Annotated in this window: 26 protein-coding genes; 11 read left to right on the forward strand and 15 right to left on the reverse strand. The window is 68.2% G+C overall.

Annotation, left to right across the window (positions count from 1 at the left end; genetic code table 11):
• Positions 1-30: 30 nt before the first annotated feature.
• The 11 genes from ACW17W_RS00615 to coxB form a co-directional block, all read right to left on the reverse strand.
• On the reverse strand, positions 31-1680 hold the full coding sequence (locus ACW17W_RS00615; protein WP_492080345.1) for a putative bifunctional diguanylate cyclase/phosphodiesterase: 1650 nt from the start codon (positions 1678-1680) through the stop codon (positions 31-33).
• Positions 1681-1723: 43 nt separating this feature from the next.
• Positions 1724-2338, reverse strand: coding sequence for a GNAT family N-acetyltransferase (locus ACW17W_RS00620; protein ID WP_492078349.1), 615 nt, complete (start codon positions 2336-2338; stop codon positions 1724-1726).
• 11 nt (positions 2339-2349) lie between these two features.
• A complete protein-coding gene (locus ACW17W_RS00625; protein ID WP_492078351.1) occupies positions 2350-3564 on the reverse strand; it encodes a M16 family metallopeptidase in 1215 nt (404 codons plus the stop codon).
• 47 nt (positions 3565-3611) lie between these two features.
• Positions 3612-4328: an SURF1 family protein gene (locus tag ACW17W_RS00630; protein ID WP_492078353.1), complete on the reverse strand. Its 717-nt coding sequence runs from the start codon at positions 4326-4328 to the stop codon at positions 3612-3614.
• Entirely contained in the window at positions 4325-4705 is a 381-nt protein-coding gene (locus ACW17W_RS00635; RefSeq protein WP_492078355.1) for a DUF983 domain-containing protein, read from the reverse strand. The genes ACW17W_RS00630 and ACW17W_RS00635 overlap by 4 nt, the downstream gene beginning before the upstream one ends.
• A 5-nt stretch (positions 4706-4710) precedes the next feature.
• Positions 4711-5589, reverse strand: coding sequence for a cytochrome c oxidase subunit 3 (locus tag ACW17W_RS00640; RefSeq protein ID WP_492078357.1), 879 nt, complete (start codon positions 5587-5589; stop codon positions 4711-4713).
• 95 nt (positions 5590-5684) lie between these two features.
• Positions 5685-6248: a cytochrome c oxidase assembly protein gene (locus ACW17W_RS00645; protein WP_492078359.1), complete on the reverse strand. Its 564-nt coding sequence runs from the start codon at positions 6246-6248 to the stop codon at positions 5685-5687.
• A complete protein-coding gene (locus ACW17W_RS00650; RefSeq protein ID WP_492078360.1) occupies positions 6245-6484 on the reverse strand; it encodes a hypothetical protein in 240 nt (79 codons plus the stop codon). Before ACW17W_RS00650 ends, ACW17W_RS00645 begins: the two co-directional genes overlap by 4 nt.
• A 54-nt stretch (positions 6485-6538) precedes the next feature.
• Positions 6539-7513 carry a heme o synthase gene (locus ACW17W_RS00655; RefSeq protein WP_492078362.1) on the reverse strand — a complete coding sequence of 325 codons (975 nt, stop codon included), beginning with the start codon at positions 7511-7513 and terminating at the stop codon, positions 6539-6541.
• A gap of 170 nt (positions 7514-7683) precedes the next feature.
• Positions 7684-9369 carry a cytochrome c oxidase subunit I gene (ctaD, locus tag ACW17W_RS00660; protein ID WP_492078364.1) on the reverse strand — a complete coding sequence of 562 codons (1686 nt, stop codon included), beginning with the start codon at positions 9367-9369 and terminating at the stop codon, positions 7684-7686.
• A gap of 19 nt (positions 9370-9388) precedes the next feature.
• Positions 9389-10369: a cytochrome c oxidase subunit II gene (gene coxB / locus ACW17W_RS00665; RefSeq protein WP_492078366.1), complete on the reverse strand. Its 981-nt coding sequence runs from the start codon at positions 10367-10369 to the stop codon at positions 9389-9391.
• Positions 10370-10613: 244 nt separating this feature from the next.
• Here coxB and ACW17W_RS00670 point away from each other — a divergent pair, with 244 nt between their 5' ends.
• The 6 genes from ACW17W_RS00670 (at position 10614) to ACW17W_RS00695 (ending at position 17032) form a co-directional block, all read left to right on the forward strand.
• Positions 10614-10994, forward strand: coding sequence for a PadR family transcriptional regulator (locus tag ACW17W_RS00670; RefSeq protein WP_492078369.1), 381 nt, complete (start codon positions 10614-10616; stop codon positions 10992-10994).
• Positions 10991-11620, forward strand: coding sequence for a DUF1700 domain-containing protein (locus tag ACW17W_RS00675; RefSeq protein WP_492078371.1), 630 nt, complete (start codon positions 10991-10993; stop codon positions 11618-11620). Before ACW17W_RS00670 ends, ACW17W_RS00675 begins: the two co-directional genes overlap by 4 nt.
• The gene (locus ACW17W_RS00680; protein ID WP_492078373.1) at positions 11617-12405 is read left to right on the forward strand and encodes a GIN domain-containing protein; all 789 of its coding nucleotides are present in this window, start codon (positions 11617-11619) and stop codon (positions 12403-12405) included. Before ACW17W_RS00675 ends, ACW17W_RS00680 begins: the two co-directional genes overlap by 4 nt.
• Positions 12406-12600: 195 nt before the next feature.
• Complete coding sequence (locus ACW17W_RS00685; RefSeq protein ID WP_492078375.1) at positions 12601-15018, forward strand: FtsK/SpoIIIE family DNA translocase; 2418 nt, start codon at positions 12601-12603, stop codon at positions 15016-15018.
• Positions 15019-15303: 285 nt separating this feature from the next.
• On the forward strand, positions 15304-15939 hold the full coding sequence (locus tag ACW17W_RS00690) for a LolA family protein (protein ID WP_492078377.1): 636 nt from the start codon (positions 15304-15306) through the stop codon (positions 15937-15939).
• Between the two features lie 298 nt (positions 15940-16237).
• A complete protein-coding gene (locus ACW17W_RS00695; RefSeq protein ID WP_492078380.1) occupies positions 16238-17032 on the forward strand; it encodes an exodeoxyribonuclease III in 795 nt (264 codons plus the stop codon).
• An 8-nt stretch (positions 17033-17040) separates the two neighbouring features.
• Here the strand turns inward: ACW17W_RS00695 and ACW17W_RS00700 are convergent, their stop codons facing one another.
• Positions 17041-18450 carry an SLC13 family permease gene (locus ACW17W_RS00700; protein ID WP_492078382.1) on the reverse strand — a complete coding sequence of 470 codons (1410 nt, stop codon included), beginning with the start codon at positions 18448-18450 and terminating at the stop codon, positions 17041-17043.
• A 90-nt stretch (positions 18451-18540) separates the two neighbouring features.
• Between ACW17W_RS00700 and ACW17W_RS00705 the strand changes: the two genes are divergently transcribed.
• On the forward strand, positions 18541-19398 hold the full coding sequence (locus tag ACW17W_RS00705) for a hypothetical protein (RefSeq protein WP_492078384.1): 858 nt from the start codon (positions 18541-18543) through the stop codon (positions 19396-19398).
• Positions 19399-19464: 66 nt separating this feature from the next.
• Here ACW17W_RS00705 and ACW17W_RS00710 read toward each other — a convergent pair whose 3' ends face one another.
• Complete coding sequence (locus ACW17W_RS00710) at positions 19465-20151, reverse strand: response regulator transcription factor (protein WP_492078386.1); 687 nt, start codon at positions 20149-20151, stop codon at positions 19465-19467.
• Positions 20152-20212: 61 nt separating this feature from the next.
• Positions 20213-20929, reverse strand: a complete 717-nt coding sequence (locus ACW17W_RS00715; RefSeq protein ID WP_492080346.1) for a YggS family pyridoxal phosphate-dependent enzyme — start codon at positions 20927-20929, stop codon at positions 20213-20215.
• Between ACW17W_RS00715 and ACW17W_RS00720 the strand changes: the two genes are divergently transcribed.
• Complete coding sequence (locus ACW17W_RS00720; protein ID WP_492078388.1) at positions 20928-21605, forward strand: thiamine phosphate synthase; 678 nt, start codon at positions 20928-20930, stop codon at positions 21603-21605. The two genes, ACW17W_RS00715 and ACW17W_RS00720, sit on opposite strands and share 2 nt — an antisense overlap.
• Here the strand turns inward: ACW17W_RS00720 and ACW17W_RS00725 are convergent, their stop codons facing one another.
• Positions 21606-22001: an NtrZ family periplasmic regulatory protein gene (locus ACW17W_RS00725; protein ID WP_492078390.1), complete on the reverse strand. Its 396-nt coding sequence runs from the start codon at positions 21999-22001 to the stop codon at positions 21606-21608.
• 409 nt (positions 22002-22410) lie between these two features.
• Here ACW17W_RS00725 and ACW17W_RS00730 point away from each other — a divergent pair, with 409 nt between their 5' ends.
• From ACW17W_RS00730 to lptE, 3 genes are all read left to right on the forward strand, one after another.
• A complete protein-coding gene (locus tag ACW17W_RS00730) occupies positions 22411-22866 on the forward strand; it encodes a DUF3576 domain-containing protein (protein ID WP_492080347.1) in 456 nt (151 codons plus the stop codon).
• A gap of 173 nt (positions 22867-23039) precedes the next feature.
• A complete protein-coding gene (gene leuS / locus ACW17W_RS00735; protein WP_492078392.1) occupies positions 23040-25628 on the forward strand; it encodes a leucine--tRNA ligase in 2589 nt (862 codons plus the stop codon).
• A complete protein-coding gene (lptE, locus tag ACW17W_RS00740; RefSeq protein WP_492078394.1) occupies positions 25628-26110 on the forward strand; it encodes an LPS assembly lipoprotein LptE in 483 nt (160 codons plus the stop codon). Before leuS ends, lptE begins: the two co-directional genes overlap by 1 nt.
• Positions 26111-26123 lie beyond the last annotated feature (13 nt).

The raw sequence follows: 26123 nt of genomic DNA on the forward strand, positions 1-26123 counted from the left end.
CGGGAACCCCGGCACGACAGGCGCCTTCCTTCACGCCGACCTTTGCTTGATCGGCGCCGTCCCGTCGGCCAGAGATTCGTTCAGATAGACCTCGGCCTCCTGCGGCGGCAGGGCGGGGGCGTAGCCGAAGCCCTGACCATAGTGGCACTGATCGGCCAGCAGCAGGGCCGCCAGATGGGCGTTCTCGACGCCCTCGGCGACAACCTCCAGGGCCAGATCGCGGCCCAGATTGACCACGGACTTGACGATCTTGGCCGAGCCCTCGTCCTTGTCCATCGTCAGAACGAAATAGCGGTCGATCTTCAGCGTATCGAACGGCAGGCGCGCCAGATAGCTGAGCGAGCTGAAACCGGTTCCGAAATCGTCGAGCGCCAGCGAAGCCCCGACATCCCTGAGCTGGCGCAGCACCCGGCCCGAGGCCTCGGTGTCGCGCATGATGTCGCCTTCGGTGACCTCAAGCTTCAGCGCGCCGCGCGGCAGGCCGGCCTCCCTGATGATCCGCTCGACATCCTCGACCAGATGGGGCCGCTCGATCTCGCCGACCGACAGGTTGACGCTGCAGAACAACCGCCCCGCCCGGGGGTGGCGGCGCAGCCATTCGGCCAGCTGGCGCGCCGACTGGGTCATCATCATCAGACCCAGTTCGTGCATCAGCCCCATTTCTTCGGTCAGGCCGAGGAATTCGTCGGGCGGGACCAGACCGCGCTTCGGGTGGCGCCAGCGGGCCAGGGCCTCGAACCCGGCCACGGCGCCGGAGTTCAGATTGACGATCGGCTGGTAGAAGGGGCCGATCTCGCCGCGCACGAAGGCATTGCGCAGATCCGCCTCCAGCGCGAGACGCGACAGGCTGTCGCTCTCGAGGGCCCGGCCATAGGCGGCCTGACCGCCGCGCCCGGCGGTCTTGGCCTGGCTGACGGCCAGCTCGACCCGGCGCAGGAGTTCCGCAGGGTCGGCGGCGTCGGGGCCGCCCTCGCATGTCACGGACCCGATGGACAGGGTCGGATAGATGTCGAAGCCGGCGATGCGCAGCGGCTGTTGCAGGGCCTCTCGCACCCGGTCGGCGCCGCCCGGCATGCCGTCGGCGCCGCTGCCGGGCCGCCGCGGGATCAGGACCGCAAACTCGTCCTCGCCGATGCGCGCGGGCGCCTCGGCCGGCAGGAAGGCGGCCGACAGCCGCGATCCCAGCGCCGACAGGACCAGATCAGCCCGGTCATGACCCAGCGCCTCGTTCAGGCGCCGCAGCCGGTCCACATCCGCGACGACCAGCTCATACTCGCCCGGCGCCGTCAGGCCCTCTGCGGCCCGGGCCAGGAACCCCCGCCGGTCCAGCAGGCCGGTCAGCACGTCCTTCTCCGACCCGGCCAGCCGGTTCTCCAGCGCCACAATGCCGGCGGCGCGCAGACCGTCTTCCAGCCAAACCCCCCGCCAGAGGCAGGTTTCGGACCCGCGCATCCGCAACCGCAGGACCACTTCGGCGCCCTCGGCGCGCGGCCTGAGCAGGGATTCGGCCAGACCCCGGTCCTGGGGCAGGGTGACGGCGACGAAGGCGGCGCCCGAACATTCGGGCGCCAGCGGCCCAAGACCGAGGGCGCGGGTCGCGCCGGTCAGACGCAGGGAGTCTTCGGCCGGGGTCCAGACCCACAGGGCCGACTCTGCGGCCGCAAGCGCCTCGATCGCCATTGTCGCGTCCCAGGCCAGATTTCTGGATCGCGTCGGGGTCAAATCACAGGCTTCCTGGGGAACGGTGCGGATCGGACCTGTCGAAATCCTCAGACAACAGGCCGAACAGAAGATGGTCTGCCCATTCACCGTTAATTTTAAGATAAGCCCGCGCCTCTCCCTCCAGCCGGAACCCCGATTTTTCCAGCACCCGACGGGACGCGGCGTTGAACGGCAGGCAGGAGGCCTCCAGACGATGCAGCCTCAGGGCGGTCAGGGCATGGGCGGTCACGGCGCGCACCGCCGCCGTGGCATGGCCGCGTCCCGCGAACGGACGGCCGATCCAGTACCCGAGCGTTCCCGTCTCCGCCACGCCGCGCCGGATATTGGACAGGGTGACCGCCCCGACCAGCGTGCGGCCCGTCGCGTCGAAGATGAAAAACGGCCAGGCGTTGCCCAGCTCCATCTCGCGCGCATAGACCGTCAGCCGCCGTCGGAAGGCGGTTCGGGACAGGTCGTCCTCCGGCCAGGACGGCTCCCAGGGCTGAAGATAGTCGCGCGAGCCCTCGCGCAGATCGGCCCAGGACGGATAGTCGGCGCCGCGCGGGGGGCGCAGAACGACGCCGTCGCCCCGGATCACGGGACCGGCCGTATCAGTCATCCAGTCCAGCAGCGCCATGGCGCTGCAGACTAACCCGCAGACAGCCGCGCCGCAAAGGCCGCGCCGGCCGGACCGGCAGACCGTGGCCCCAGAACCGCCGTCGCCGCCCGTGCGGGCGCCAGAACCCGGGCGGCCGCACGTCTCAGGTCGTCGGCGTCGGTCGCCTCCAGCCGGGCCACGCTGGCCTCGGTCGCCTCCGGGGCGCCGTGGACCAGGGTCTGCGTCGCCAGCCGGCCGGAACGACTGGCGGGGCTCTCGTCCGACATCCACAGTCCGGCCCGCAACACCGCGCGGGCGCGCGACAGCTCGGCCTCGGTCGGTCCGTCGCTGGCAAGGGCGAGAGTCTGTTCGGCCACGAGCTCGGCCAGTTCGACCGCCCGGTCGGCCGAGGCGCCCGCATAGACGCCGAGGACCCCGGTATCCTCATGCGCCTCGTGCCAGGCGTCGATGGCATAGGCCAGCCCCCGTTCCTCGCGGGCGCTCTGGAACAGACGCGACGCCATGCCGCCGCCGAGAATCTCCGTGAACAGGCGCAGGGCGGCGAAATCGGGATCGGCGGCCGACAGGCCAGGCAGTTCGAAGACCAGATTGGCCTGTTCGATGCGTCGCGCAAGTCGCGCATGGCCGCCGGTAAACCGGGCGGGCTCAGGCGGCTCCGACACCGCCGCGACCGCGCCGCCGAACCAGCGCTCCGAAAGGGCGAGCAGGGCGTCCTCGTCCACGGCGCCCGACACCGAGATGACCATCCGGTCGGGCGAATAGAGCCGGCCGCGCCAGTCCGAAATGGCTTCGCGCGTGACGGGCTTCAGACTGTCGACCGATCCCAGGATCGGACGTCCCAGCGGCTGGCCGGTGAAGGCCCGGGTCTGGGCCATTTCGAAGACGTGGTCGTCGGGCGTGTCGAAGGCCTCGGCGATCTCCTGGGCCACCACATCCTTTTCCCGCTCGATCTCTGCCCGGTCGAGGGTCGGACGCAGGACCAGGTCCGACAGGACCTGCATGGCCAGGGGCAGGGAGCCGTCGAGGGCGCGGATATCGAAGCTGGTGCGCTCATAGCCGGTCGCGGCATTGATCGATCCGCCCTCGGCCTCGATCCGCTCGACGATGTCGCGGGCGCCCATGTCGCCGGCCCCCTTGAACACCAGATGTTCCAGCAGATGGGACCAGCCGGACTGCGCCTCTGTCTCCCAACGCGCGCCGCCGCGTACGGCGACGGTCACGGCCAGGGTCCGCAGGCCGGGCATGGGGTCGCAGACGATGCGGACGCCGTTGGCAAGGGTGTGCAGCGAGGTCAGGGAACAGGGTCTTTCTTCATCCGGCGACGGAGCAGGGCCACATAGAAGCCGACCAGGGCGATCGCCAGACCGAACCAGGTCAGGGCATAGCCGAGGTGGTTGTTGGCGAAGGCGGCGGGCGGTGCCGAGGCCTGGAGCGCCCCGATCTCCGGATTGGTCGAGGCCAGGGCAAAGAGGGTGAATTCCGACACGTCGCCGGCGCCGAGGGCCCGGGCGATGGCGGCGCTGTCGCGGGCGTAGAACCGTCCCTGGGACGATGCCGGCGACATCGGACCGGGCGCGGGCGTCCGGCGGAGCTCGACCAGGAGAGACAGGGGCAGGCTGGACGCGGCCACGCGAGGCCGCTCGGGGGCGGTGTCGGCGATAAAGCCCCGGTCGATCAGGAAGACCTCGGCCAGACCCGGGGCGCGGCAGACGGAGATCAGGCGCGATCCGACCTCTCCGTCGGCGATGGACTGCAGCTCGACATAGCGGGCTGTGGCGAGGCCGGGACAGACCACAAGGGCGCGACGGAACTCCGGCTCGGACGCGGCGAGGACCTCGGACAGGGGCGCGGGCGGGCGACCGGCGGCGTCTTCGGCAGCCGCGATCAGTCCCTCCTTCCAGCCCAGCCGCTGCACCTGCCAGACGCCGAGGGCCAGCAGGGCGGCCAGGGCCGGGGCCGTGACGAGGGTCAGGACCCAGGGAAAGGACGGACGGGGCGCACGTCTCATGGCCGGGGGCCTTCCCTGCGGCTGCGGTACTGCAACGCCGTCATCAGCCCCTTTCCGGGCCGCATCAGGCCCAGAGCCAGGGCGATGACCAGCGGCAGCCAGACGACCAGATGCAGCCAGATCGGCGGATGCCAGACGATCTCCACGAACAGGGCGGAAAAACCGACGAGGAAGCCCGCGATCTGCATGATGAAGGTCGCCGCCCCGTCGCCGGTCTCGATGGAGGCCAGATCATAGCCGCAGACGTCGCAGGTCGGCCGGACCTTCAGGAATCCCTGAAACAGGGGGCCAAGGCCGCAGTGCGGACAGCGGCAAAGCAGACCGGCCCGGATCGGGTCGATCCGGGCCGGCGCAATGTCATCCGGAGATGGATCCAACCGGCTCAGCCGAAGGCGACGTAGACGAAGGCGAACAGGAACAGCCAGACGACGTCGACGAAATGCCAGTACCAGGCGGCGGCCTCAAAGCCGAAATGCTGTTTCGGGGTGAAGGCGCCGTTCAGCAGGCGGATCAGGCAGACCGCCAGGAAGATGGTGCCGACCAGAACGTGGAAGCCGTGGAAGCCCGTGGCCATGAAGAAGATCGAACCATAGAGGCCCGAGTTGGCGGCTTCCTCGTTGAAGAAGAGGTTCTCGTGGAGGATCTCGGCATATTCATAGACCTGGACGCAGGTGAAGAAGACGCCGAGGACGATGGTCAGGGCCAGGGCCATCTTGGCCCCCTTGCGGTCGCCCTGTTGCAGGGCGTGGTGCGCCCAGGTGACGGTGCAGCCCGACAGCAGAAGGGTCACGGTGTTCAGCAGGGGCAGATGCCAGGCGCTGAGCGTCTCGACCCCCTTGGGCGGCCAGGCCGACCAGGCCTTGGCCGTATCGGCCCAGGCGCCGACCTCGGGGATGTGCTGACGCGACTGGTCGAACAGGACCATGTCGAAGAACATCCAGAAGAAGCCGGCGAAGAACATGATCTCCGAGGCGATGAACAGCACCATGCCGTAGCGAAGGCCGATGGCCACGACCGGCGTATGGTCGCCCTTGTTGGCTTCCTTGACGACATCGGCCCACCACAGACCCATGCCGAGCACCGTCAGGGCGAGGCCGAGCAGGAACAGCCAGCTGGTGCCGGCCTCAAGGCCGAAGACGCCCTTCATCCAGGCGACCGCGCCCACCATCATCACCACGGCCGTGGCCGAGCAGAACAGGGGCCAGGGACTGGGATCCACCAGATGGTAGTCGTGTTTCGGAGCGGCGTGATTGTCGGCCATCAGGGTCTCTTGCAACGGTCGAGAGAGTCTTCGGATGGGCTATAGCCCATTTTCTGCTCAGGTCGAGCGGGCGGTCGCTCAAAAAATGGCCTCAATCAGGCCCCGGCGGCCCGGCCCGGATCGCGGGTTCCGTCCGGAACCCCGTCCTTTGCTGGATAGAAGGTATAGCTGAGGGTGATCTCTGTGGCCCCCTTGGCCTCGGCGTCAGTGGCCAGTTCGGGTGCGACGAAATACTGGACCGGGAATTTCCGCGTCTGGCCCGCCTCGATGATCTGTTCGTCGAAGCAGAAACACTGCAGCTTCTGGAAATAGGGGCCCGTGTATTCCGGCACGACGTTATAACCCGCTCGCGCCTTGATCGGCCTGTCCGAGGTGTTGGTCACATCGAACCAGGCCATTCCGGTCTCGCCGATCCGCACCCTCTGGCTGGTCTGTTCGGCGCGGAACACCATCGGCAGATCCCGCACATTGGTGTCGAACCGGATCATGACGGTCGAGTCGAGGATGGTCTCGGGGGCCTTGTCGGCCCGCATCACCGTGCCGTCGAAGCCGGTGACCTGACAGAACAGCTTGTACAGCGGCACGGCGGCGAAGGCGGCCCCCGTCATGAACAGGACGGTTGCGCCGCAGGCGATGGCGATCAGATTCTGGCGTTTCATTGGCCCTGCCCCATGCCGGGGGCAGGGGACGGCGCCCCCTGCGGCACCTGGGGCGCCGAGGCGGCGGCGGCCCGGGCTTCGCGGCCGACCTTCTGGTTATGCAGCATCCGCAGGAAGGTGGTGGTGAACAGCAGGACCATGAAGGCCACCAGCGCCAGGGCGATGAAGACATTGCGGCGCTTGCGCGCGGCCAGCTCCGTCGGGGTCAGCCGGATATAGACAGGGCCGTCAGTCATGGTCGGTTCCATGGGAAACCTTCTAAAGCAGGGCCGCGGGAGAGATCCCCGGGGCTAGAGACGGAACGCCGTCATGCCGGTCAGGTGTTCGACCAGCAGGGCCGCGAACAGTCCCATCAGATACAGGATGGAAAAGGCGAAAAGATTGCGCGCCGGTTTGGCCTCGGCGCGAACGTCATACAATGCGGCCTCTCGCCCCACGGCCTCGGCCTTGTCGGGCTCGTCGCCGGCCCGCGATCGGAACAGTCTCAACGCCATGGCCAGAAACACCAGGCCGCCGACGCCCGAGACCGCCAGATAGACGCCGCCGCCCATGCCGACGAAGGCGGGAAGAACCGCCACCGGCACGAAGATCAGGGAATAGACCAGAATCTGCAGACGCGTGGACTTCGCGCCCCGCGCCACCGGCATCATGGGAATGCCCGCCTTGGCGTAGTCTCCGGCCGAATACAGGGCCAGGGCCCAGCTGTGCGGCGGGGTCCAGAGAAAGATGATGGCGAACAGCAGCCAGGCCTGCCAGGGCGCCGCGCCCGTCGCCGCTGCCCAGCCGATCACCGGGGGCAGGGCCCCGGCCGCCCCGCCGATGACGATGTTCTGGGGCGTCCGCCGCTTGAGCATCAGGGTGTAGAAGCCGGCATAGTAGGCGATGGTCAGCGCCAGCAGTCCAGCCGCCAGCCAGTTGGCGTTCATCCCCAGCAGCATGACCGAAAACAGGCTGAGCACGGCGCCAAAGGCCATGGCGTCGCCCTTGGGCACCCGGCCCGCCGCCACAGGACGGCCCCTTGTGCGTCGCATCAGGGCGTCCGTCTCGCCCTCCAGCGCCATGTTCAGGGCGCCCGCCGCCCCGGCCCCCACAGCGATGCACAGGATGGCGATGGCGGCCACGAACGGATTGATCGAGCCGGGCGCCACGACCAGCCCCGTCGCTCCGGTGAAGACCACCAGAGACATCACGCGCGGCTTCAGCAGCTGGAAGTAATCTTCCGGCTGGGCGGTTGTCACGACGGGAGCGGCGTCGGATTGAGCCATCAGAATCTAGTCCACCGTCATCCCCGGGCGGGACCCCGGGAATCGGGCGTCGTCCGGGAAGAAAGGAACCCCGGACGCACGAACGTCCGGGGCCCCGATTTGCTTTTCTCGCCGCCCCTGGCCCGGCCCCCCGATCCGGTCGGCGGGTGACGCAAGGGAGCGGATGGAACTCAGTGGCTGTCGTCGGACTTGACGACCGGCAGCTCGTTGAACTGGTGATGCGGCGGCGGCGAGGACAGGGTCCACTCCAGGGTGGTGGCGCCTTCGCCCCACGGATTGGCCACGCCAGGACGACGACGGATGGCGGCCTCCAGCAGCATCACGAGGAAGACGCCGACGCCGACGATGGTCACCACATAGCCGATCGACGACACCTGGTTCCACAGGGTGTAGGCGTCCGGGTAGTCGATATAGCGGCGCGGCATGCCCTGCAGGCCCAGGAAGTGCTGCGGGAAGAACACCAGGTTCACCCCCACGAACATGATCCAGAAGTGCAGGCAGCCGAGGAACTCGTTGTACTTCACGCCGAACATCTTCTCGAACCAGTAGTAGAAGCCCGCGAAGATGGCGAAGACGGCGCCCAGCGACAGCACATAGTGGAAGTGGGCCACCACATAATAGGTGTCGTGCAGGCTGTAGTCGATGCCGGCGTTGGACAGGACCACGCCGGTCACCCCGCCGACGGTGAACAGGAAGATGAAGCCGATGGCCCACAGCATGGGCGTCTTGAAGCTGATCGACCCGCCCCACATCGTGGCGATCCAGCTGAAGATCTTCACGCCCGTAGGCACGGCGATGATCATGGTCGCGGCCACGAAATAGGCGCGCAGGTTCACGTTCATGCCGACCGTGTACATGTGGTGCGCCCACACGACGAAGCCGACGAAGCCAATGGCGACCATGGCGTAGGCCATGGCGAGGTAGCCGAACACCGGCTTGCGGCTGAAGGTCGAGACGATGTGCGAGATGATGCCGAAGCCTGGCAGGATCAGGATGTAGACCTCGGGGTGGCCGAAGAACCAGAACAGGTGCTGGAACATGACGGGGTCGCCGCCGCCGGCCGGATCAAAGAAGCTGGTGCCGAAGTTGCGGTCGGCCAGCAGCATGGTGATGGCGCCGGCGAGAACGGGCAGCGACAGCAGCAGCAGGAAGGCGGTGATCAGCACCGACCAGGCGAACAGCGGCATGCGGTGCAGGGTCATGCCCGGAGCGCGCATGTTGAAGATGGTGGTGATGAAGTTCACCGCGCCGAGGATCGACGAGGCGCCGGCGATGTGCAGGGAGAAGATCGCCAGGTCCATGGCCGGGCCGGTGTGGCCCGTGGTCGAGAGCGGCGGATAGATGGTCCAGCCGCCGCCGAAGCCCTTGCCCGGTCCGCCATCGACGAACAACGACATGATCAACAGCACCCAGGCGGCGACCAGCAGCCAGAACGACACATTGTTCATCCGCGGGAAGGCCATGTCCGGCGCGCCGATCATGATCGGAACGAACCAGTTGCCGAAGCCGCCGATCATCGCCGGCATGACCATGAAGAAGATCATGATCAGGGCGTGGCCGGTGACCACGACATTGTAGCCGTGCTTGGACTGTTCAACGAGGCCGATCAGATCGACGCCGGATCCGGCGCGGAAGATCTGGATGCCCGGCTCGGCCAGTTCCCAGCGGATCAGGCCGGACAGGGCCCCGCCCACGATGCCCGCCATGATGGCGAACAGCAGGTACAGGGTGCCGATGTCCTTGTGATTGGTCGAGAAGAACCAGCGGGTAAAGAAGCCCGGCTTGTGGTCGTGCGCGGCGTCATGGTGGTGACCATGGTCGGCGGCGCGGGCGTCTGCGGTGATGTCGGTAGCCATGATCTCTTCGGGCTCGCGATTACGGGGCGGCCGGCGCTGCGGCGGGCGCAGCGGAGGCGGGCGCGGCAGGAGCCGCAGCGGTAGCAGGGGCGGTGGCGGCGTCAGCGGCGGGCGCCTCGACAGCGACCGGCGCCGCCAGGGCGGCGGCGGCAGCGGCGGCCGTGGCCTCATCGGCGGCCTTGGTCATTGAGCCGCCCCTGGAGGCGACCCAGGCGGCGAACTCGGCCTCGGTCACAACCTTGATCTCGATCGGCATGAAGGCGTGGTCGACGCCGCACAATTCCGAACACTGGCCGTAATAGGTTCCGACGCGTTCGGCCTTGAACCAGGTGTGGTTGGTGCGGCCCGGAATGGCGTCGGTCTTGAGACCGAAGGCGGGCAGGGCGAAGGCGTGGATCACGTCGGCGGCGGTGACCAGAACCTGGACCGTCTTGCCCACGGGAACGACGATCGGCTCATCGGCCGCCAGACGGAACGGCACGCCCCGCGCCTTCGCCTCGTCCTCGGGCAGCATGTTCGAGATATATTCGGCTATCCCCTGGTCGGGATATTCATAGGCCCAGTTCCACTGGTTGCCGGTCGCCTTGATGGTCAGGTCCGGGGTCGGCATGTTGTTGTAGGCGAACAGCAGCCGGAACGAGAACAGCGAGATCACCAGCAGGACCACGACCGGCATCACGGTCCAGACGATCTCGATGGCGGTGTTGTGGCTCCAGCGCGCCGGAACCGGATTGCGCTTCTTGTTGTAGCGCACGACGATCCACACCAGCAGACCCAGCACCAGCACGCAGATGGCGGTGATGATCGGCATCAGGATGACGTTGTGGAACCAGGTCGCCTCATGCTTCAGCGGCGAGGCGCTTTGCTGCAGGCCGATGCCGCCTGGCGTCGGCTGACCCAACAGTTCCTGCGCCCACGTCGGCGTGGCGAACAGGATGGCGAAAGCGGCGCCGGTCATCAGACCCCCGGCGGCTTTCAGGGCTCGTCTGCCCAGTTCCATTCGGAATTCCTCTTAAAGCCAAAGGCGTCAGGTCGTTGCGAGCCAGTCGCACTCCCCGCCCGTCCTGCAAAGCACGGTGTTCAGGCGGTCCATATCGGCTGTATCGGCGCTTGCCAAGCGACGGATAGGCGCATCCGGCAATCGGGGGCGAATGGCGCGTCGATTAAATCGCTGTCATGTTTGACCAGCTACCTTGCACCACTCAGTACCTTGCCGTAGTCTGCCTTCATCAAAAGGAGGCCCCATGGCGCCCGAAACCATAGAGATTCAACTGAAGAAGGGAGTGCTGGGACTCTGCGTCCTGGCCCTCCTCAACCGTGGCGACAGCTACGCCTACGAGATCGCCAGCCGTCTGTCGGATGCGATCGACATGGGCGAAGGCACCATCTACCCGTTGATGCGTCGCATGCAGACGGACGGACTGGTCGAGACCTATCTGGTCGAGAGCCCGTCCGGACCGTCGCGCAAATACTATCGGCTGTCCGATGCGGGGCGTTCCGCCCTGTCCGGCCAGACGGCCGACTGGAAGGCGTTCACCGCCGCCGTGGACGCCGTCCTCGCCGCACCCCAAACCTCGGCGGACCCAACCGCCGACACCCTCGTTCCCGCTGGAGACGCCCAATGACGCGCGCCGATTTTCTCGCCCGCCTGAAGCGCGGACTGGTCGGCCTGCCGACCGCCGTCGCCCACGACATCCTCAATGACTATGAGACCCACTTCGACGACGCCGCGCGCGCCGGCCGCACCGAGGCCGCCACGGCCGAGGCCCTGGGCGATCCCGACCGTCTGGCCCGCGAGCTGAAGGCCGAGGCCGGGGTGCAGCGCTGGCGTCAGGAACAGACGCCGTCGGCCGCAGCCGGCGCCGTCTTCGCCGTGCTGGGACTGGGCGCCATCGATATCCTGATCCTGCTACCCATCCTGATGGGCGTGGTCGGGGCCCTGTTCGGAGTCCTGGTCGCGGTCATCGCCCTGTTCATCGCCGGCGGCGGCGTGATGGTGGCCGGTCCCTTCGCCGGCTTCCCGGGCGGCGGCCTCGCCGCCTTCCTGGCAGGCCTCAGCCTGATGGCCGGCGCGGTGTCGGCCGGCGCCCTGCTGGCGGTCTTCACCGTCCTGCTGGTCAACGGCCTGGTCTGGTTCGCCCGCCTTCACTACCGGCTGCTGAAGCCGGCCCTCGAACCCCAGATGGCGGCCGCCCCGGCCCCCGTCGCTCCGTCCTACGCCCCCACCCAGGCCACGGGAGACCCGGCATGATCCGCACCCTTCTCATCATCTCCGGCGCCGCCTTCGTGCTGGCGCTCGGCTCGGCCGCCGGCGCCCTGGCCATCGGCGGACGCGACATGGCCGCCCATGGCTGGAACTGGACCCTGTATGACAGCAACGGCGACGGCGACACCCTGTCCATCGTCCGCGACGACGGGACCCGGCCCGTCGACACCACCCGCACCCTGGACTGGGCCGGCGGCGAGCAGCTGGTCATCGACCTTTCGGATGACGTCGACTACGTCCAGGGCGATACGCCGGGCATCACCATCACCGGCCCGGCCGACCGGGTCGCCCTGATCCGGCTGGAGGGCGACCGTCTGACCGCCGACCGTCCCGCCGGCCCCCGCCACGAGCGCATTGTGTTCGGGCGTCATCAGGACGGGCGCGGCATCTGGGTGCGCGACGACGAGGTCCGTATCGTGGTGACCGCCCCGGCCGTGCGCCGCTTCGTGCTGAACGGATCTTCGGACCTGACCCTCCGCCGCTTTGACCAGCCTGAGCTGTCGCTGGACATCACCGGCTCGGGCGATGTGACGGGCGAAGGCCGCGCCAGGGCCCTGACCCTGATCAGCACCGGCTCCGGCGACGTCGATCTGGAGAGCCTGCCGGTGGCGGACGCCCGGGTGTCGCTCAGCGGCAGCGGCGACGTGCGTATCGCCCCCAGCCAGACCGCAGACCTGACCGCCTCCGGATCGGGCGACATCGACCTCGCCACACGTCCGGCGACCCTGCGTCAGGCCACCACCGGATCGGGCGACATCCATCAGGACTGAAGCCGGAAAGCCGGGGCCTGACGCCGGACCGCAAACCTGCGCCCCCTTTCTCGCGGAAGGGGGCGTTTTCTTGCGAGGTAAACAGCCCCTTAACCCTGTCGGGGTGAAAACGGCGGGTCCGTCCTGCAGGCGCCGGCCTCCGCCGCCCGTGTCTCCGACGGGCGGCCGTTCGACCCCGGATCAGAAAGAAACCCCATGTCCGCCGTCCTGATTATCGGCAATCGCGCCTGGGAGAGCGCCCGGGTGATCTGGGACGCCCCCTTCATGGTGCGATTCCGCGGCGTGCTTCAGGCCCTGCTGGCCCTGCTGCTGGTCGCATCCCTGGTGTCGTGGAACCCGGCGGACCCCAGTCTGAACGCCGCGACCTCGGCGCCCGCCACCAACTGGCTGGGCGACGGCGGCGCCCTGTTCGCCGATCTGGTTCTGCAGTCGCTTGGACTGGCCGCCTGGCCCGCCGCCGCCCTGATCATCGCCTTCGGCCTGGCCATCGCCATCGGTGATGCGCTCCAGCAAAGGCTCAAGCCCACCACGTTGAAAGGCCTGGCCGCCGCCTGCGGGGTTCTGGCCCTGTCGGCCGCCCTGTCCAGCCTCGCCGCCCCGGCCGCCTGGCCCCTCGCGGTCGGCCTCGGCGGCCTGTGGGGCGACGGCCTCAGCGGCCTGGTCACGGCCGGAATCGCGGCCCTCGGCCTGCCGGGCGCCGGACTCATCGGCGGCCTGACCTTTCTGGCCCTCGGCCTGTGGGCCTGCGGCTATGCAATCGGCCTGAGGCTGCGGGACCTGTCGGACGGGATGGCCTGGGCCGGTCATATGCGCCGCTCCTCGCCGCCCCTCGCCGAGGCGGCCCCGGTGGAGCCGAAACGACCCCGCGCACCCCGCCCGCCACGCGTCGCAGCGCCTCTGGTCATGCCCGGGGACATCGTCGACGAGGCCGCGGCCCCTCCGCCGTGGGACGACTCCGCGACCGACATGCCTCTGGCGCCCCCGGCCCCGCCGGTCGAGACGCCCGGGCGCGTCACAGCCGCCGCCGAGCCCCGGGTTGCGGCCCCCAAACCCGCCAAATCAAAGAAGGCGTTCGAGGACGATCAGGCCTCGTTCGAATTCACCCGCCCCGAGGGCGCCTTCGACCTGCCGCCGCTGGGCATGCTGACCAAGCCCCTGGCCCGCACCGGCGCCATCGACGAAACCGCCCTGAAACAGAACGCCAAGATGCTGGAGGGCGTGCTGCAGGAATTCGGCGTCCGCGGGGTCATCGACCAGATCCGTCCCGGCCCCGTGGTCACCCTGTACGAGCTGGTCCCCGCCGCCGGGGTCAAGCACGGCCGGGTCGTGGCCCTGGCCGACGACATCGCCCGCTCCATGTCGGCCCGCGCCTGCCGGATCTCGGTGGTCCAGGGCCGCAACGCCATCGGCATCGAATTGCCCAACCTCAAGCGCGAGACCGTCTATCTGCGCGATCTTCTGGCCTCGGCCGAATACGCCAAGCCGTCGCATCTCCTGCCGCTGGCCCTGGGCGAGACCATCGGCGGCGAGCCCTATGTCGCCGATCTGGCCCGCATGCCCCACCTGCTGATCGCCGGCACCACCGGCTCGGGCAAGTCGGTCGGGGTCAACGCCATGATCCTGTCGATCCTCTACCGGCTGAGCCCGGCCGAATGCCGCTTCATCATGATCGACCCCAAGATGCTGGAGCTCAGCGTCTATGACGGCATCCCCCATCTGCTGGCGCCGGTCGTCACCGATCCGAAGAAGGCCGTGGTCGCCCTGAAATGGACGGTCAAGGAGATGGAGGACCGCTATCGCCGGATGTCCAAGCTCGGCGTCCGCAACGTCGCCAGCTATAACGAGCGGGCGCGCGAGGCCCAGGCCAAGGGCGAGCATTTCGAGCGCACCGTCCAGACCGGATTCGACGAACAGGGCCGGCCCGTCTATGAATCCGAGAAGATCCGCCCCGAACCCATGCCCTACCTGGTCGTGGTCATGGACGAGATGGCCGACCTGATGCTGGTCGCCGGCAAGGACGTCGAGGGCGCCGTCCAGCGTCTGGCCCAGATGGCCCGCGCCGCCGGCATCCACCTGATCATGGCGACGCAGCGCCCGTCGGTCGACGTCATCACCGGCACCATCAAGGCCAATTTCCCGACCCGGATCAGCTTCCAGGTCACCTCCAAGATCGACAGCCGCACCATCCTCGGCGAACAGGGCGGCGAACAGCTGCTGGGCCAGGGCGACATGCTCTACATGGCTGGCGGCGGGCGCATCACCCGCCTGCACGGGCCCTTCGTCGACGACAAGGAGGTCGAGGACGTCTGCAACCACCTGAAGGCCCAGGCCGAGCCCGACTATCTGGACCTGATCACCGACGATCCGGACGGCGACGGCGACAACGCCTTCGACGAGGGCGGCGGGGGATCGGGCGACGACCTCTACGACCGCGCGGTGGCCGTGGTCACCCGCGACCGCAAGGCCTCGACCTCCTACGTCCAGCGCCGGCTGCAGATCGGCTACAACCGCGCCGCCTCCCTGATCGAGCGGATGGAACAGGAAGGCGTTGTCTCGCCCGCCAACCATGCGGGCAAGCGCGATGTGCTGGCGGGCCCGCCGCCCATGGGGTGACTCCTCCTGACGCCTTCGGCGCCCGCCCCCCCTTCGGCGATGAAGAGAGCGGCCAGTCTGAACCTCTCCTCCCCATTTGCCCAGGCGAAAGGGGAGGACAGACCGCAAGGCGGTCAGGCGGAATCAAGACGGAGCCGATCCGGGCCGCTGGCGTTATTTACGGCTCACGATGAACGCACCTTCATCGCAGCGCCGGAATATGGTCTGGCTTGGGTCACAAGGCGGCCCGGCCCGACGGCCATAACGGCGACCACTCCAAATCCATCCCGAACGGGAGACGACCACATGACCATCTCACGCCGCGACCTCGGCCTCGGCCTCGCCGCCATCGCGGGCCTCGCCGCCCTGCCCGCCCATGCCCAGGCCAGTCTGTCGGCCGAGGACCGCGCCACCCTGGCCCGCGCCCAGGGCTATCTGCAGGCCCTGACCTCCTATCAGGGGACCTTTGTGGAGATCGGCTCGGGCGGTCAGCGCCGCGAGGGCCGGTTCTGGCTGCAGCGTCCCGGCAGGATGCGGTTCGAATACACCAGCCCGGCCGGTCTTCTGGTCGTGTCGGACGGCTACAACGTCAAACGCTACGATCCGCGCCTGAACGTCTTCCGTCAGGTCCCTCTGGGCCAGACGCCCCTGTCCACCTTCCTGGCCCGCAATGTCCGACTGGATCAGGGCGTCCGCATCGACCGCGTCACCCGTTCGCCCGGAGGCGGCTATGCGATCACCGCCCGCGACCAGCGTCGCCCCAATGACGGCGCCGTCACCCTGGTGTTCGGCGGCAGTCCCGTACGTCTGATGGAGTGGAGTATTGTTGACGCCCAGGGCAGCGGGACCCGGACGCAGCTGACCACCCTGACCCCGGCCTCGAATCTGAACGCGGCCCTGTTCCGTCTGGCCGATCCGACACAGCGGCCCCGCCGCAACTGACTCAATGAGCGTGGTTCGTCCGACACATATCTTTATCAAATCTCTCATTTGACTTTTTTTCGAGGGAGTGACACTTAGAACACAGGGCGGCGGCGGCCGCCTTTCCGCGTCGGACGTCATCCCCTCCCGATAGCGGCGTGTGAGAGAGAAAACTTCGAACGCCCGGCGCTGGTCGCCGGGCGTTTTTTTCGGGCGCTTCGCGCCGCGCCATGCGCGGCTCGCGGAGCCTGGCGAACTGAACGCAACTTTCGCCCGGATCGGCCATGGCTTGAGGCCTTTCCTGCGCTAGAACCCCACCATGCTGAGACTCGCCACCTGGAACATCAACTCTGTCCGCCTGCGCATCGACCAGGTCGCACGCTTCGTGGCTGAGGCGAACGTCGACGTCCTGTGTTTACAGGAGATCAAATGCCTTGAGGACCAGTTCCCCCGAAACGCCTTCGTCGAGATGGGCATGCCCCACCTGAAGGTGGCGGGCCAGAAGGGATGGCACGGCGTGGCCATCGCCTCACGTCTGCCGATGGACCACTCCGACACCTTCCAGGCCTGCAGACTGGGCCATGCCCGCTGCGTCTCGGCCCGGATCGCCGGGATCGATGTGCAGAATTTCTACATACCGGCCGGCGGCGACGTACCCGACCGCGAGCTGAACCCGAAATTCGATCACAAGATGGACTTCTATGAACAGCTGACGGCGACCGTCGCCGCTCAGGACCGCGCGTCGAGATTGCTGATGTGCGGCGATTTCAACATCGCCCCCTCCGAATTCGACGTCTGGAATCACCGCTATATGTCGAAGATCGTCAGCCACACCCCGGTGGAGGTCGAGACCCTGAACCGGCTGCAGGCGGCGGGCGGTTTTCACGACGTGGTCCGGGCCGCATATCCGGAGCCGCAGAAGCTGGCGTCCTGGTGGAGTTATCGCGCCGAGGACTTCCGCAAGTCGAACCGGGGCCTGCGCCTGGACCACATCTGGACCTCGCCGGGCCTGACGCCCGCCGTCGTGCCGGGCAGCGCGACCATCCACGACACGGTCCGCGAATGGAACCAGCCCAGCGACCACTGCCCGATCACGGTCGATCTGGACGTCTGACGCCGCGATCAGAACGGGAAGAAGATCGGGATCGCCACCATGGCGGCCGCCCAGGTGATCAGGTTCAGCGGCACCCCGACCCTGACGAAATCCATGTAGCTGTAGCCGCCCATGTTGAAGACCAGCACATTGGTCTGATAGCCGAAGGGCGTCGCAAAGGCCGCCGAGGCGGCCATCATGACGCCGACCAGAAACGGGCGCGGATCCACGCCCAGACTCTCGGCCAGGGCCACGGCGATCGGCGTGATCAGCACCGCCACCGTCGCATTGGACAGCAGTTCAGTGGCGAACAGGGTCACGCCATAGAGGACGATCAGCGCCCCCAGGGGCCCCAGGGGGCGGATGACATCAATCAGCCGGTCCGCCCCGGCCGCAGCCAGTCCGGTGACCTCGATGGCGGTTCCCACCACCACCATGCCCGCGATCAGCAGCAGGATCTCCGGCCTCAACCCGGCATAGGCCTCTTCCGGCGTGATGACGCGCAGCAGGATCAGGGCGACCGCCCCGGCGAAGGCCGCCGCCGCGATCGGCGCCCAGCCCAGGGCCGCTGCTGCGATGACCAGTCCGAAGACGCCCAGAGACATCAGCGCCGGCTTCAGGTTGAAGGGGCGATCCGCCGCTCCGTAGAGCTCGACATCGCCCAGGTGGGCGTCGCCTGATCCGTCGGACTGGTTGCGCGCCTCACCCAGTCTGGGCAGGCCGAAGGGCAGGAGACGACGCCGTTCGCGGGCCGCGTCTTCCGCAGCCTGTCGGCGGGCGGCCTCCATCTCGGCCAGCCGCGCCTTCTGGGCCTCGTCGGCGGCGACGGCGCGGCCCAGCTGGCGGGCGCCGACGAAATAGAGCCACAGTCCGCCGACGGCCGCGATACACAGGCCGACGGGGGTGATCTCGAAAAGGCTGAACACCGGCTGGCCGGCGTTTCGCGCCATGTCGTTGACCAGCAGGTTGGTCGAGGTCCCGATCAGGGTCAGCAGACCGCCCAGAACGGTCACATGGCTGAGCGGCATCAGGAAGCGTTTGGGCGACAGATGCAGCGATTGCGCCACGTCGCGGATCACCGGGGCCGCCAGAACGACGACCGGGGTGTTGTTGAGGAAGCCGCCCACCGAGCCGCACAGGGCGATGACGACCCAGATGCCCGTGGCGCCCACCCTCGCCGCCAGGGCCGTCGCCTGACGGATCAACAGGCCAAGCAGGCCGGACAGTTCGATGGCATAGGCGATGACGAACAACCCGGCCAGGGCAATGACAGCCGGGCTGGCGAAGGCGCCCTGCACCTCCACGGGCCGAACGACCCCGAGCAGCAGCAGCACGGCGGCGCCGGTCAGGGCGACTACGTCGGACCGGATCCGGCCGTGGATCAGCGCGCCCACCACGGCGACGAGAACCGCCAGGGCGGCGATCTGATCGAATGTCATGGCCCCCTGCTGCCTTCCTCCACCGCGCCTCGTCAACCTTTTTGCAGCCCGACGACCCCACGAGAGCTATCTTCGTGCTAGGGTGGTTGCATGCTCGAACCGATTGTGTCGCCTCGCCCGTCGGTCGTCGCGCTCGCGGCGTCCGGTCTGATCCTCGCCCTGTCCGGCTGTAACCGGCCCGAGCCGCCCGCGACGGCGACCCCCGAACCAGCCGTCGCTCCGCCGACAGTGGTCATGGCCCCGCCGCGCCAGATCGACCGGGCCGAACTTCTGGCCGCTGTGGATGTCGCCGCCTCGGCCTATGCGCGAGGCCAGTCTCCCGGAGGGGACGACACCCTCGCCGGACGAAGGCTGGTCATTCGTCAGGCCTTCGCCTGTCCGGCGACAGGCATGCCATCGCTGGCGGCGGCGGCGTCCGGAGGCGAAGGCCGGACCAGCGCCGCCTTCGGAGACGATCGCAAGACCCTGCAGCTCTCCCTCGCCCCGGCCGACTGGACCGAAGCCCCGTTGACGGTCGACGGCGCAGACACCTGGGAGTCGGTCGAGGGTTTCTGGCTTCAGAGGTCGTGGATCCGGACCGACGATTGCCCCGCCCGTCCGGCGACGGCGCCGATCGAGGGTGGGCCGGCGTCTCCGGCGACCCGCTCGCCGGAGACCGTGGGTCTGGCAGCCGTTTTTGACACCGGCGGATCGCGGCTCAGCCGTCGTAACGGCAGGGCCTATACGTTCACGGTCCGGGGCGAGGAGGGCCAGCCGGCCGCCCTGCCGTCGGGCGGATACAGGCTGGTGCTCGAGGGCCGGGCGATCGCCTTTCCAGAAGGCCGCGCCATCCGATGCCGATCAGACTCGCCGGATCAAAGGCCGGTTTGCGTCGTCGCCGCCCGCCTGGATCGCGTCGCTTTCGAGGACGCAGCAGGTGGTATTCTCAGCGAATGGCGGCCCAACTGAAGGATCTGGTCGCCCATGCGGGACCCGGCCGGTCTGAACCCGGTCCAGGCTGCGGGGCCCGGATTCTCAGGGCTGCAGCCTATACCCGCCCGCATCCGTCAGCAGCAGCCGCGCCTGACCCGGCTCCGGCTCGATCTTCTGGCGCAGGCGATAGATGTGGGTTTCCAGCGTATGGGTCGTGACCCCGGCGTTATAGCCCCAGACCTCGGTCAGCAGTTCCTCGCGCGACACGGGCTTGGCTCCGGCGCGATACAGGTATTTCAGAATATTGGTCTCTTTTTCCGTCAACCGGATCTTCTTGCCGCGCTCGTCGACCAGAACCTTGCCCGCCGGGCGGAAGGCATAGGGGCCGACGGCGAAGACGGCGTCTTCGGACTGTTCATGGCTGCGCAGATGGGCGCGGATGCGGGCCAGCAGCACGGCGAACCGGAAAGGCTTGGTGACATAGTCATTGGCGCCCGAGTCCAGACCCAGCACCGTATCGGCGTCTGAGTCCTGGGCCGTCAGCATGATGACCGGGGTCGAGACCCCGTCCTTGCGCAACAGCCGGCAGGCCTCGCGGCCGTCCATGTCGGGCAGATCGACATCGAGCAATATTAGATCCGCACGGATCTCGCGGCCCAGACGCACGCCCTCGGTGGCCGTCGCCGCCTGGACCGTGCGGAACTCCTCGTGGAGGGCCAGCTGTTCCGCCAGCGCCTCGCGCAGGTCGTCGTCGTCGTCGATGATCAGGAGCGTCTTGGGCGTGGGCATGTCAGTAACAATGGCGAGGCTTGGCCTCCGCGCCAAGGGCGACGCGGAAAAACCAGTGCAATCAAGCCTTCTGAACCCCCGGATCGACCGTCCGCTCCCCGAAAAGCGCCGATCCCACACGAACATGGGTGGCGCCATAGCGAATCGCTGTCTCGAAATCGCCGCTCATTCCCATCGACAGGACCTCAAGGCCGTTGCGTTCAGCCATCCCGGCGATCAGGGCGAAGTGGTCATCCGGCGCCTGGTCCGCCGGGGGAATGGCCATCAGGCCCTCGACGATCAGCCCGTAGTCGGCCCGCATCCGGGCGATCAGGGCGTCGGCCTGTTCCGGCAGGACCCCGGCCTTCTGGGGTTCGGCCCCGGTATTGACCTGGACGAGCAGCCGCGGACAGCGACCCGCCTTCTGCACGGCCTCGGCCAGGGCTCGCGCCAGCCTGTCGCGGTCCAGGGTCTCGATGACGTCGAACAGGGCGACGGCGTCTCCGGCCTTGTTGGACTGGAGCGGGCCGATCAGCCGCAGTTCAAGCCCCCGGCCGGCCGGATCCCGATCGGCCCAGCGGCCCTGCGCCTCCTGCACCCGGTTCTCGCCGAACACCCGCTGGGCGAGGCCCAGGGCGGCGTCGATGGCCTCGGGCGGCTGGGTCTTGGACACGGCGGTCAGGACCACGCTCTCGGGGTCGCGGCCAACCGCCCGGGCCGCAGCATCGATCCGCGCACGCACCGCCTCGAACCGCGTTCGTATGGACGCGAGGTCGAAACCGGACGATGAGGCGTGGATGACAGTCACGGACAGTTACCCGGTTGGACTTTCGGAGGGGGGGCGGACCCTCTGGGCCGCCGCGCTTGCTCTAGCCCGCGCCGCCTCCGGTGTCAGCCCGCTGGACGGCTTGCCCGCCCTGCCGCCGCTGCTGTTCTTCACCGATCCGGAGCGAACACCCCGCCCCTGGACCACGGCGGCGCATCTGCCCCCAGGCGCCGCCGTGGTCTACCGCCATTTCGGGGACCCGGAGGCCGGACGGACGGCCCGCCGTTTGCGGGAGGTCACCGCCGGTCGCGGCGTACGGCTGCTGATCGGGCTGGACGCCGACCTGGCGGACGCTGTTGAGGCTGATGGCGTTCATCTGCCGGAACGGGCGCAGGCCATGGCCGCGGACCTCCGGGTGCGCCGGCCGGACTGGCTGATTACCGCCGCCGCCCATGCCGGTCCCGCGCCAGACACAGCCTCAGCCGCCGGGCTGGACGCCCTTGTGCTGTCGCCGGCCTTTCCCACTAACAGCCCGTCGACCTCCCGGGCTGCAATGGGTCCCGACGGGCTGACGGAGGCCGCAGCGCGCACGGTCCTGCCGGTCTATGCCCTCGGCGGGATCGATGCGTCCAATGTCGGGTCTCTGGCTGCGACCGGCGTGTGCGGCATCGCCGGCGTCGAGGCCTTCAAACGCGCCTTCGGCGGCTGATCAGAATTTAAAGATGGATTCCAGCCGGATGCGCGGTTGCGACCGGCGGTCGGTCTCCGGAGCGCGGGCTGGATCCTGCTCCGGCGCGCCCAGTCCTGCGGAGGCGCCGACGCTGAGCCGCGGATTGACGCTGTAGTAGGCGCCGGCCTCGACATCTCCCCAACGGGTCTCGCGACCGACGGGCTGATTCATGTTGAAGTTCAGTCCCCAGCGGCCATTCTCGTTCCAGCGCAGGCCGCGACGCTGCGGCGCCGGCTGGCTGCGCTGGGCGGCCTGGGCTTCGGCGAGCGACACGGCGGGCGCGCGGGTGCGCAGCCCGGCCTGGGCCGCAGCATGACCAGCCGTCGAGAGAAGAACCACTCCCGCCAGTCCCGCAAGAACAACGCCAGAACGCATTTCCAACCCTTGATTGCCGGACCGTGGGCCCGGCACCCTATTGTCCCGACGTCGCCGCCGGGGAGCCGACGTTTTCGCCGTGAACGACGCGATTAGACACCTCGCCCGTCCCCGGTCAACGCAACACCGCCCGAACCTGCCTGTTCCCCGGACTATGGAGGGCGTCTGTGGCGCACACATCACGGGAACAGGGCAATGATCGGGCGTGATGTTTCAGTCCGGGACGCCGGGGCCGACCGGTTCGCCTTGTCATCGCCCCTTTTCAGCGTGTTATAGAGCAAGACTTCGGCGTCGCTTGCCGGATCTCGTTCCGGAACAGTCGCGCCCGGCGCAAATGCCAGGGCTTTGACTGTGACCGCCCCTTGATATGGAGAGTTCCTTGATGGCCCCCAAGACTGCGATGGCCCCCATGATTGCGACCCGGGCTGCGAACGTTCGCACCGGCGCGATCGCCGCCATCGCGACCGGCCTGATGCTGTCGGCCTGTGGCGGACTGCCCTTCATGGGTCGCGACAAGCCGACGGCGGCGACCTCGCCCCGGACCATCGGCGTGAACGGCTTCCTGTGGCGCGCCAGCCTGGATACGCTGGGCTTCATGCCCTTGCTGACTGCCGATCCGTTCGGCGGCGTGATCAACTATGACTGGTACACCGACCCGCAGGCGCCGAACGAGCGGTTCAAGGCGACGGTCTTCATTCTGGACACCCGCCTTCGCGCCGATGCCCTGAACGTCACGGTCACCAAGGAGATCAAGGGCGCTGACGGCGCCTGGGCGCCGGGCGCCGTCGCGGCCCAGACCGAGACCGATCTGGAAAACGCCATCCTGACCAAGGCGCGCCAGCTCAACCTCGCCAACGCCAACTGACCTGACTGAGGGGCGCTATCGCTCGCCGCGCGGCGGCTCGCTCTTTGAGCGTAGTTGTGCGCGCGTCCGGGCCAGCCCGATCGAGTGAGGCGCCGGTGTTTTTCTTTGGCGGCCGCGTCCTTCGGGCTATGTGAGCGCGAGGGCGTCGCCGCTCTTACGCTTCCAGGATTCCCGTGGCCCGTTACGACCCCAAGACCGCCGAACCTCGCCAGCAGCAACGCTGGTCGGACGCCAACGCCTTCGTCACGAAGGATACCGGTCGCCCCAAATACTATGTCCTTGAAATGTTTCCCTATCCGTCGGGGAACATCCATATGGGGCACGCCCGCAACTATGTGATGGGCGACGTGGTCGCGCGTCACAAGCGCGCCCAGGGCTTCGACGTCCTACACCCCATGGGCTGGGACGCCTTCGGCATGCCGGCCGAGAACGCCGCCATGGAGCGCGGCATCCATCCCAAGGGCTGGACCTACGACAATATCGCCTCGATGCGCGCCCAGCTGAAACTTCTGGGCCTGTCGCTGGACTGGAGCCGGGAGTTCGCCACCTGCGACCCGGAATACTACGGCAAGCAGCAGGCCTGGTTCCTGGAGCTGTACCGGCGCGGCCTGGTCTATCGCAAGGACGGCACGGTCAACTGGGACCCGGTCGACAACACCGTTCTGGCCAATGAACAGGTGATCGACGGCCGCGGCTGGCGCTCGGGCGCCCTGGTCGAAAAACGCAAGCTGAACCAGTGGTTCCTGCGCATCACCGACTATGCCGACGACCTGATCGAGGGCCTGAAGACGCTGGACCGCTGGCCGGAGAAGGTCAGGCTGATGCAGGAGAACTGGATCGGCCGCAGCAGTGGCGCGACCCTGTGGTGGGATATCGCCGAGGCGCCCGCCTTCTTGCCGGCCTCGCCGGACGGAGAGTCCAACCACGCCCGCGATCCCATCGAGGTCTATACCACCCGCCCCGACACCCTGTTCGGGGCCAGTTTCCTGGCCCTGGCTCCCGATCATCCGCTGACGAAGGCGATCGCCGAGCACCGGCCGGACGTGGCCGCCTTCGTCAGGACCTGCGCCCGAACCGGAACCAGCGAAGCCGATATCGAAAAGGCCGAGAAACTGGGGGTCGATCTGGGCCTCCGGGTCCGTCACCCCTTCGACGCGGACAAGACCCTGCCCGTCTGGGCGGCGAATTTCGTGCTGTCGACCTATGGCTCGGGCGCGATTTTCGGATGTCCGGCCCACGACCAGCGCGATCTGGATTTCGCGCGCAAATACGACCTTGCGGTGGTCCCGGTGGTGCAGCCCGACGGGGCAGATGCGGATTTCGAGGTCGGAACCGAGGCCTATGTCGGTTCGGGCCGCATCTTCAACTCCGACTTCCTGAACGGCCTGTCGATCGAGGCCGCCAAGGCCGAGGCGATCCGGCGGATCGAGGCGGCCGACCAGGGCAAGGGGGCGACCATCTATCGCCTGCGCGACTGGGGCGTCAGCCGCCAGCGCTACTGGGGCTGCCCGATCCCCATCATCCACTGCCCCAAATGCGGGCCGGAGCCGGTTCCCGCCGACCAACTGCCGGTCGTCCTGCCGGATGACGTGACCTTCGACACGCCGGGCAATCCGCTGGAGCGGCACCCGACCTGGAAGCACGTCAGATGTCCGGTCTGCGACACCGATGCGCTGCGCGAGACCGACACCCTCGACACCTTCGTCGACTCCAGCTGGTATTTCGCCCGCTTCACCGACCCGACGGCGGCCGAGCCGATCAACACCGTCGCCGCCGACCACTGGCTGGCCGTGGACCAGTATATCGGCGGGGTGGAGCATGCGGTGCTGCACCTGCTCTACGCCCGCTTCATCACCCGCGCCCTGTCCGACGCCGGCATGCTGTCGGTCAAGGAGCCCTTCGCCGGCCTGTTCACCCAGGGGATGGTGGTCCATGAGACCTACCGCCGGGCCGACGGCCAGTGGGTCGAGCCGACCGACGTCGACCTGGCCCACGAGGCCGGCGTGCGCAGCGCGCGTCAGCTGTCCACCGGCGAGACCCTGATCATCGGCGACATCGAGAAGATGTCGAAGTCGAAGAAGAACGTGGTGGCGCCCCAGGAAATCCTCGACAGCCACGGCGTCGACGCCGGCCGGCTGTTCGTCCTGTCCGACAGCCCGCCCGAGCGCGACGTCCAGTGGACCCCGGGGGGCGTCGAGGGCGCCAGCCGCTTCGTCCAGCGGGTCTGGACCGAGTTCGACGGCTTCGACCCCACAGCCGCCGGCGATTCCGCCGCCGACGCCGCCCTGATCCGCGAGACCCACAAGGCCATCAAGGCCGTGTCCGAAGGTGTGGAGGGCTTCCGCTTCAACTCGGCCATCGCCAAGCTCTACGCCTTCCTCGCCACGATCCGGGATGCGAGGACGGCCGGCGGCGAGACGAAGCGTCAGGCCCTCTCGGCCCTGGCCCGCCTGATCGCCCCCTTCACCCCCCACCTTGCCGAGGAAGGCTGGGCCCGGCTGGGGGAAGAGGGCATGGTTCTGGATGCGCCCTGGCCCGTCTATGACCCGGCCCTGGCCGCCGATGACGAACTCGTCCTGCCGATCCAGATCAACGGCAAACGCCGCGGCGAAATTATCATGCCGCGCGGCGCTGATCCGAAGGTGGTGGAGGCCGAGGCCCTCGCCAGCGAAGCGGTTCAGGCCTACCTTGCCGCCAATGGTCAGTCCGTCCGCAAGGTGATCGTCGTGCCCGACCGTATCGTCAATCTGGTGGCGGGCTGATGCGCCGCTTGCTGGGCCTCGGCTGCATCGGGGCGGCGCTGGGCCTTTCGGCCTGCGGCTTCACCCCGATGTACGGCGACGGCGGCGCCGGCATGCCCCTGTCGCGCATTGCCGTCACGGCCCAGGACGACCGGCTCGGCTATCGTCTGCGGGAACAGCTGGAGGACGCCCTGGCGTTCAATCGCACCGCGACGCCGCTGTATCGCCTGACCACGGCGGTGGAACAGAGCCGCCGCCCCCTGGGCCGCCGCATCGATGACACCGCCACCCGATATGAGCTGACGGTCAAGGCCGCCTGGACCCTGACGCCGGCATCCGGCGGCTCGCCCTTGACGGGAACCGGCACGGTCACCACCACCTATGGCTCGGCCGACCAGCCCTATGCCGCCATCGCCGCCCAGCAGGACGGCGAGGACCGGGCCGCCGCCGAACTGGCGCGTCTGATCCGTCTGGACCTCCTCCAGGCCCTGGCCGGGCGCTAGCCCATGGCGGATC

This window comes from Brevundimonas sp. FV1ye29L (assembly GCF_058681095.1).

What these genes read in the sequence shown, in the direction of transcription:
- ACW17W_RS00615 (WP_492080345.1), bottom strand. Translation starts at nt 1,680, where the DNA reads ATGGCGATCGAGGCGCTTGCGGCCGCAGAGTCGGCCCTGTGGGTCTGG.
- ACW17W_RS00620 (WP_492078349.1), bottom strand. Translation starts at nt 2,338, where the DNA reads ATGGCGCTGCTGGACTGGATGACTGATACGGCCGGTCCCGTGATCCGG.
- ACW17W_RS00625 (WP_492078351.1), bottom strand. Translation starts at nt 3,564, where the DNA reads ATGCCCGGCCTGCGGACCCTGGCCGTGACCGTCGCCGTACGCGGCGGC.
- ACW17W_RS00630 (WP_492078353.1), bottom strand. Translation starts at nt 4,328, where the DNA reads ATGAGACGTGCGCCCCGTCCGTCCTTTCCCTGGGTCCTGACCCTCGTC.
- ACW17W_RS00640 (WP_492078357.1), bottom strand. Translation starts at nt 5,589, where the DNA reads ATGGCCGACAATCACGCCGCTCCGAAACACGACTACCATCTGGTGGAT.
- ACW17W_RS00645 (WP_492078359.1), bottom strand. Translation starts at nt 6,248, where the DNA reads ATGAAACGCCAGAATCTGATCGCCATCGCCTGCGGCGCAACCGTCCTG.
- ACW17W_RS00650 (WP_492078360.1), bottom strand. Translation starts at nt 6,484, where the DNA reads ATGACTGACGGCCCTGTCTATATCCGGCTGACCCCGACGGAGCTGGCC.
- ACW17W_RS00655 (WP_492078362.1), bottom strand. Translation starts at nt 7,513, where the DNA reads ATGGCTCAATCCGACGCCGCTCCCGTCGTGACAACCGCCCAGCCGGAA.
- ctaD (WP_492078364.1), bottom strand. Translation starts at nt 9,369, where the DNA reads ATGGCTACCGACATCACCGCAGACGCCCGCGCCGCCGACCATGGTCAC.
- coxB (WP_492078366.1), bottom strand. Translation starts at nt 10,369, where the DNA reads ATGGAACTGGGCAGACGAGCCCTGAAAGCCGCCGGGGGTCTGATGACC.
- ACW17W_RS00670 (WP_492078369.1), top strand. Translation starts at nt 10,614, where the DNA reads ATGGCGCCCGAAACCATAGAGATTCAACTGAAGAAGGGAGTGCTGGGA.
- ACW17W_RS00675 (WP_492078371.1), top strand. Translation starts at nt 10,991, where the DNA reads ATGACGCGCGCCGATTTTCTCGCCCGCCTGAAGCGCGGACTGGTCGGC.
- ACW17W_RS00680 (WP_492078373.1), top strand. Translation starts at nt 11,617, where the DNA reads ATGATCCGCACCCTTCTCATCATCTCCGGCGCCGCCTTCGTGCTGGCG.
- ACW17W_RS00685 (WP_492078375.1), top strand. Translation starts at nt 12,601, where the DNA reads ATGTCCGCCGTCCTGATTATCGGCAATCGCGCCTGGGAGAGCGCCCGG.
- ACW17W_RS00690 (WP_492078377.1), top strand. Translation starts at nt 15,304, where the DNA reads ATGACCATCTCACGCCGCGACCTCGGCCTCGGCCTCGCCGCCATCGCG.
- ACW17W_RS00695 (WP_492078380.1), top strand. Translation starts at nt 16,238, where the DNA reads ATGCTGAGACTCGCCACCTGGAACATCAACTCTGTCCGCCTGCGCATC.
- ACW17W_RS00700 (WP_492078382.1), bottom strand. Translation starts at nt 18,450, where the DNA reads ATGACATTCGATCAGATCGCCGCCCTGGCGGTTCTCGTCGCCGTGGTG.
- ACW17W_RS00705 (WP_492078384.1), top strand. Translation starts at nt 18,541, where the DNA reads ATGCTCGAACCGATTGTGTCGCCTCGCCCGTCGGTCGTCGCGCTCGCG.
- ACW17W_RS00710 (WP_492078386.1), bottom strand. Translation starts at nt 20,151, where the DNA reads ATGCCCACGCCCAAGACGCTCCTGATCATCGACGACGACGACGACCTG.
- ACW17W_RS00720 (WP_492078388.1), top strand. Translation starts at nt 20,928, where the DNA reads ATGACAGTCACGGACAGTTACCCGGTTGGACTTTCGGAGGGGGGGCGG.
- ACW17W_RS00725 (WP_492078390.1), bottom strand. Translation starts at nt 22,001, where the DNA reads ATGCGTTCTGGCGTTGTTCTTGCGGGACTGGCGGGAGTGGTTCTTCTC.
- ACW17W_RS00730 (WP_492080347.1), top strand. Translation starts at nt 22,411, where the DNA reads ATGATTGCGACCCGGGCTGCGAACGTTCGCACCGGCGCGATCGCCGCC.
- lptE (WP_492078394.1), top strand. Translation starts at nt 25,628, where the DNA reads ATGCGCCGCTTGCTGGGCCTCGGCTGCATCGGGGCGGCGCTGGGCCTT.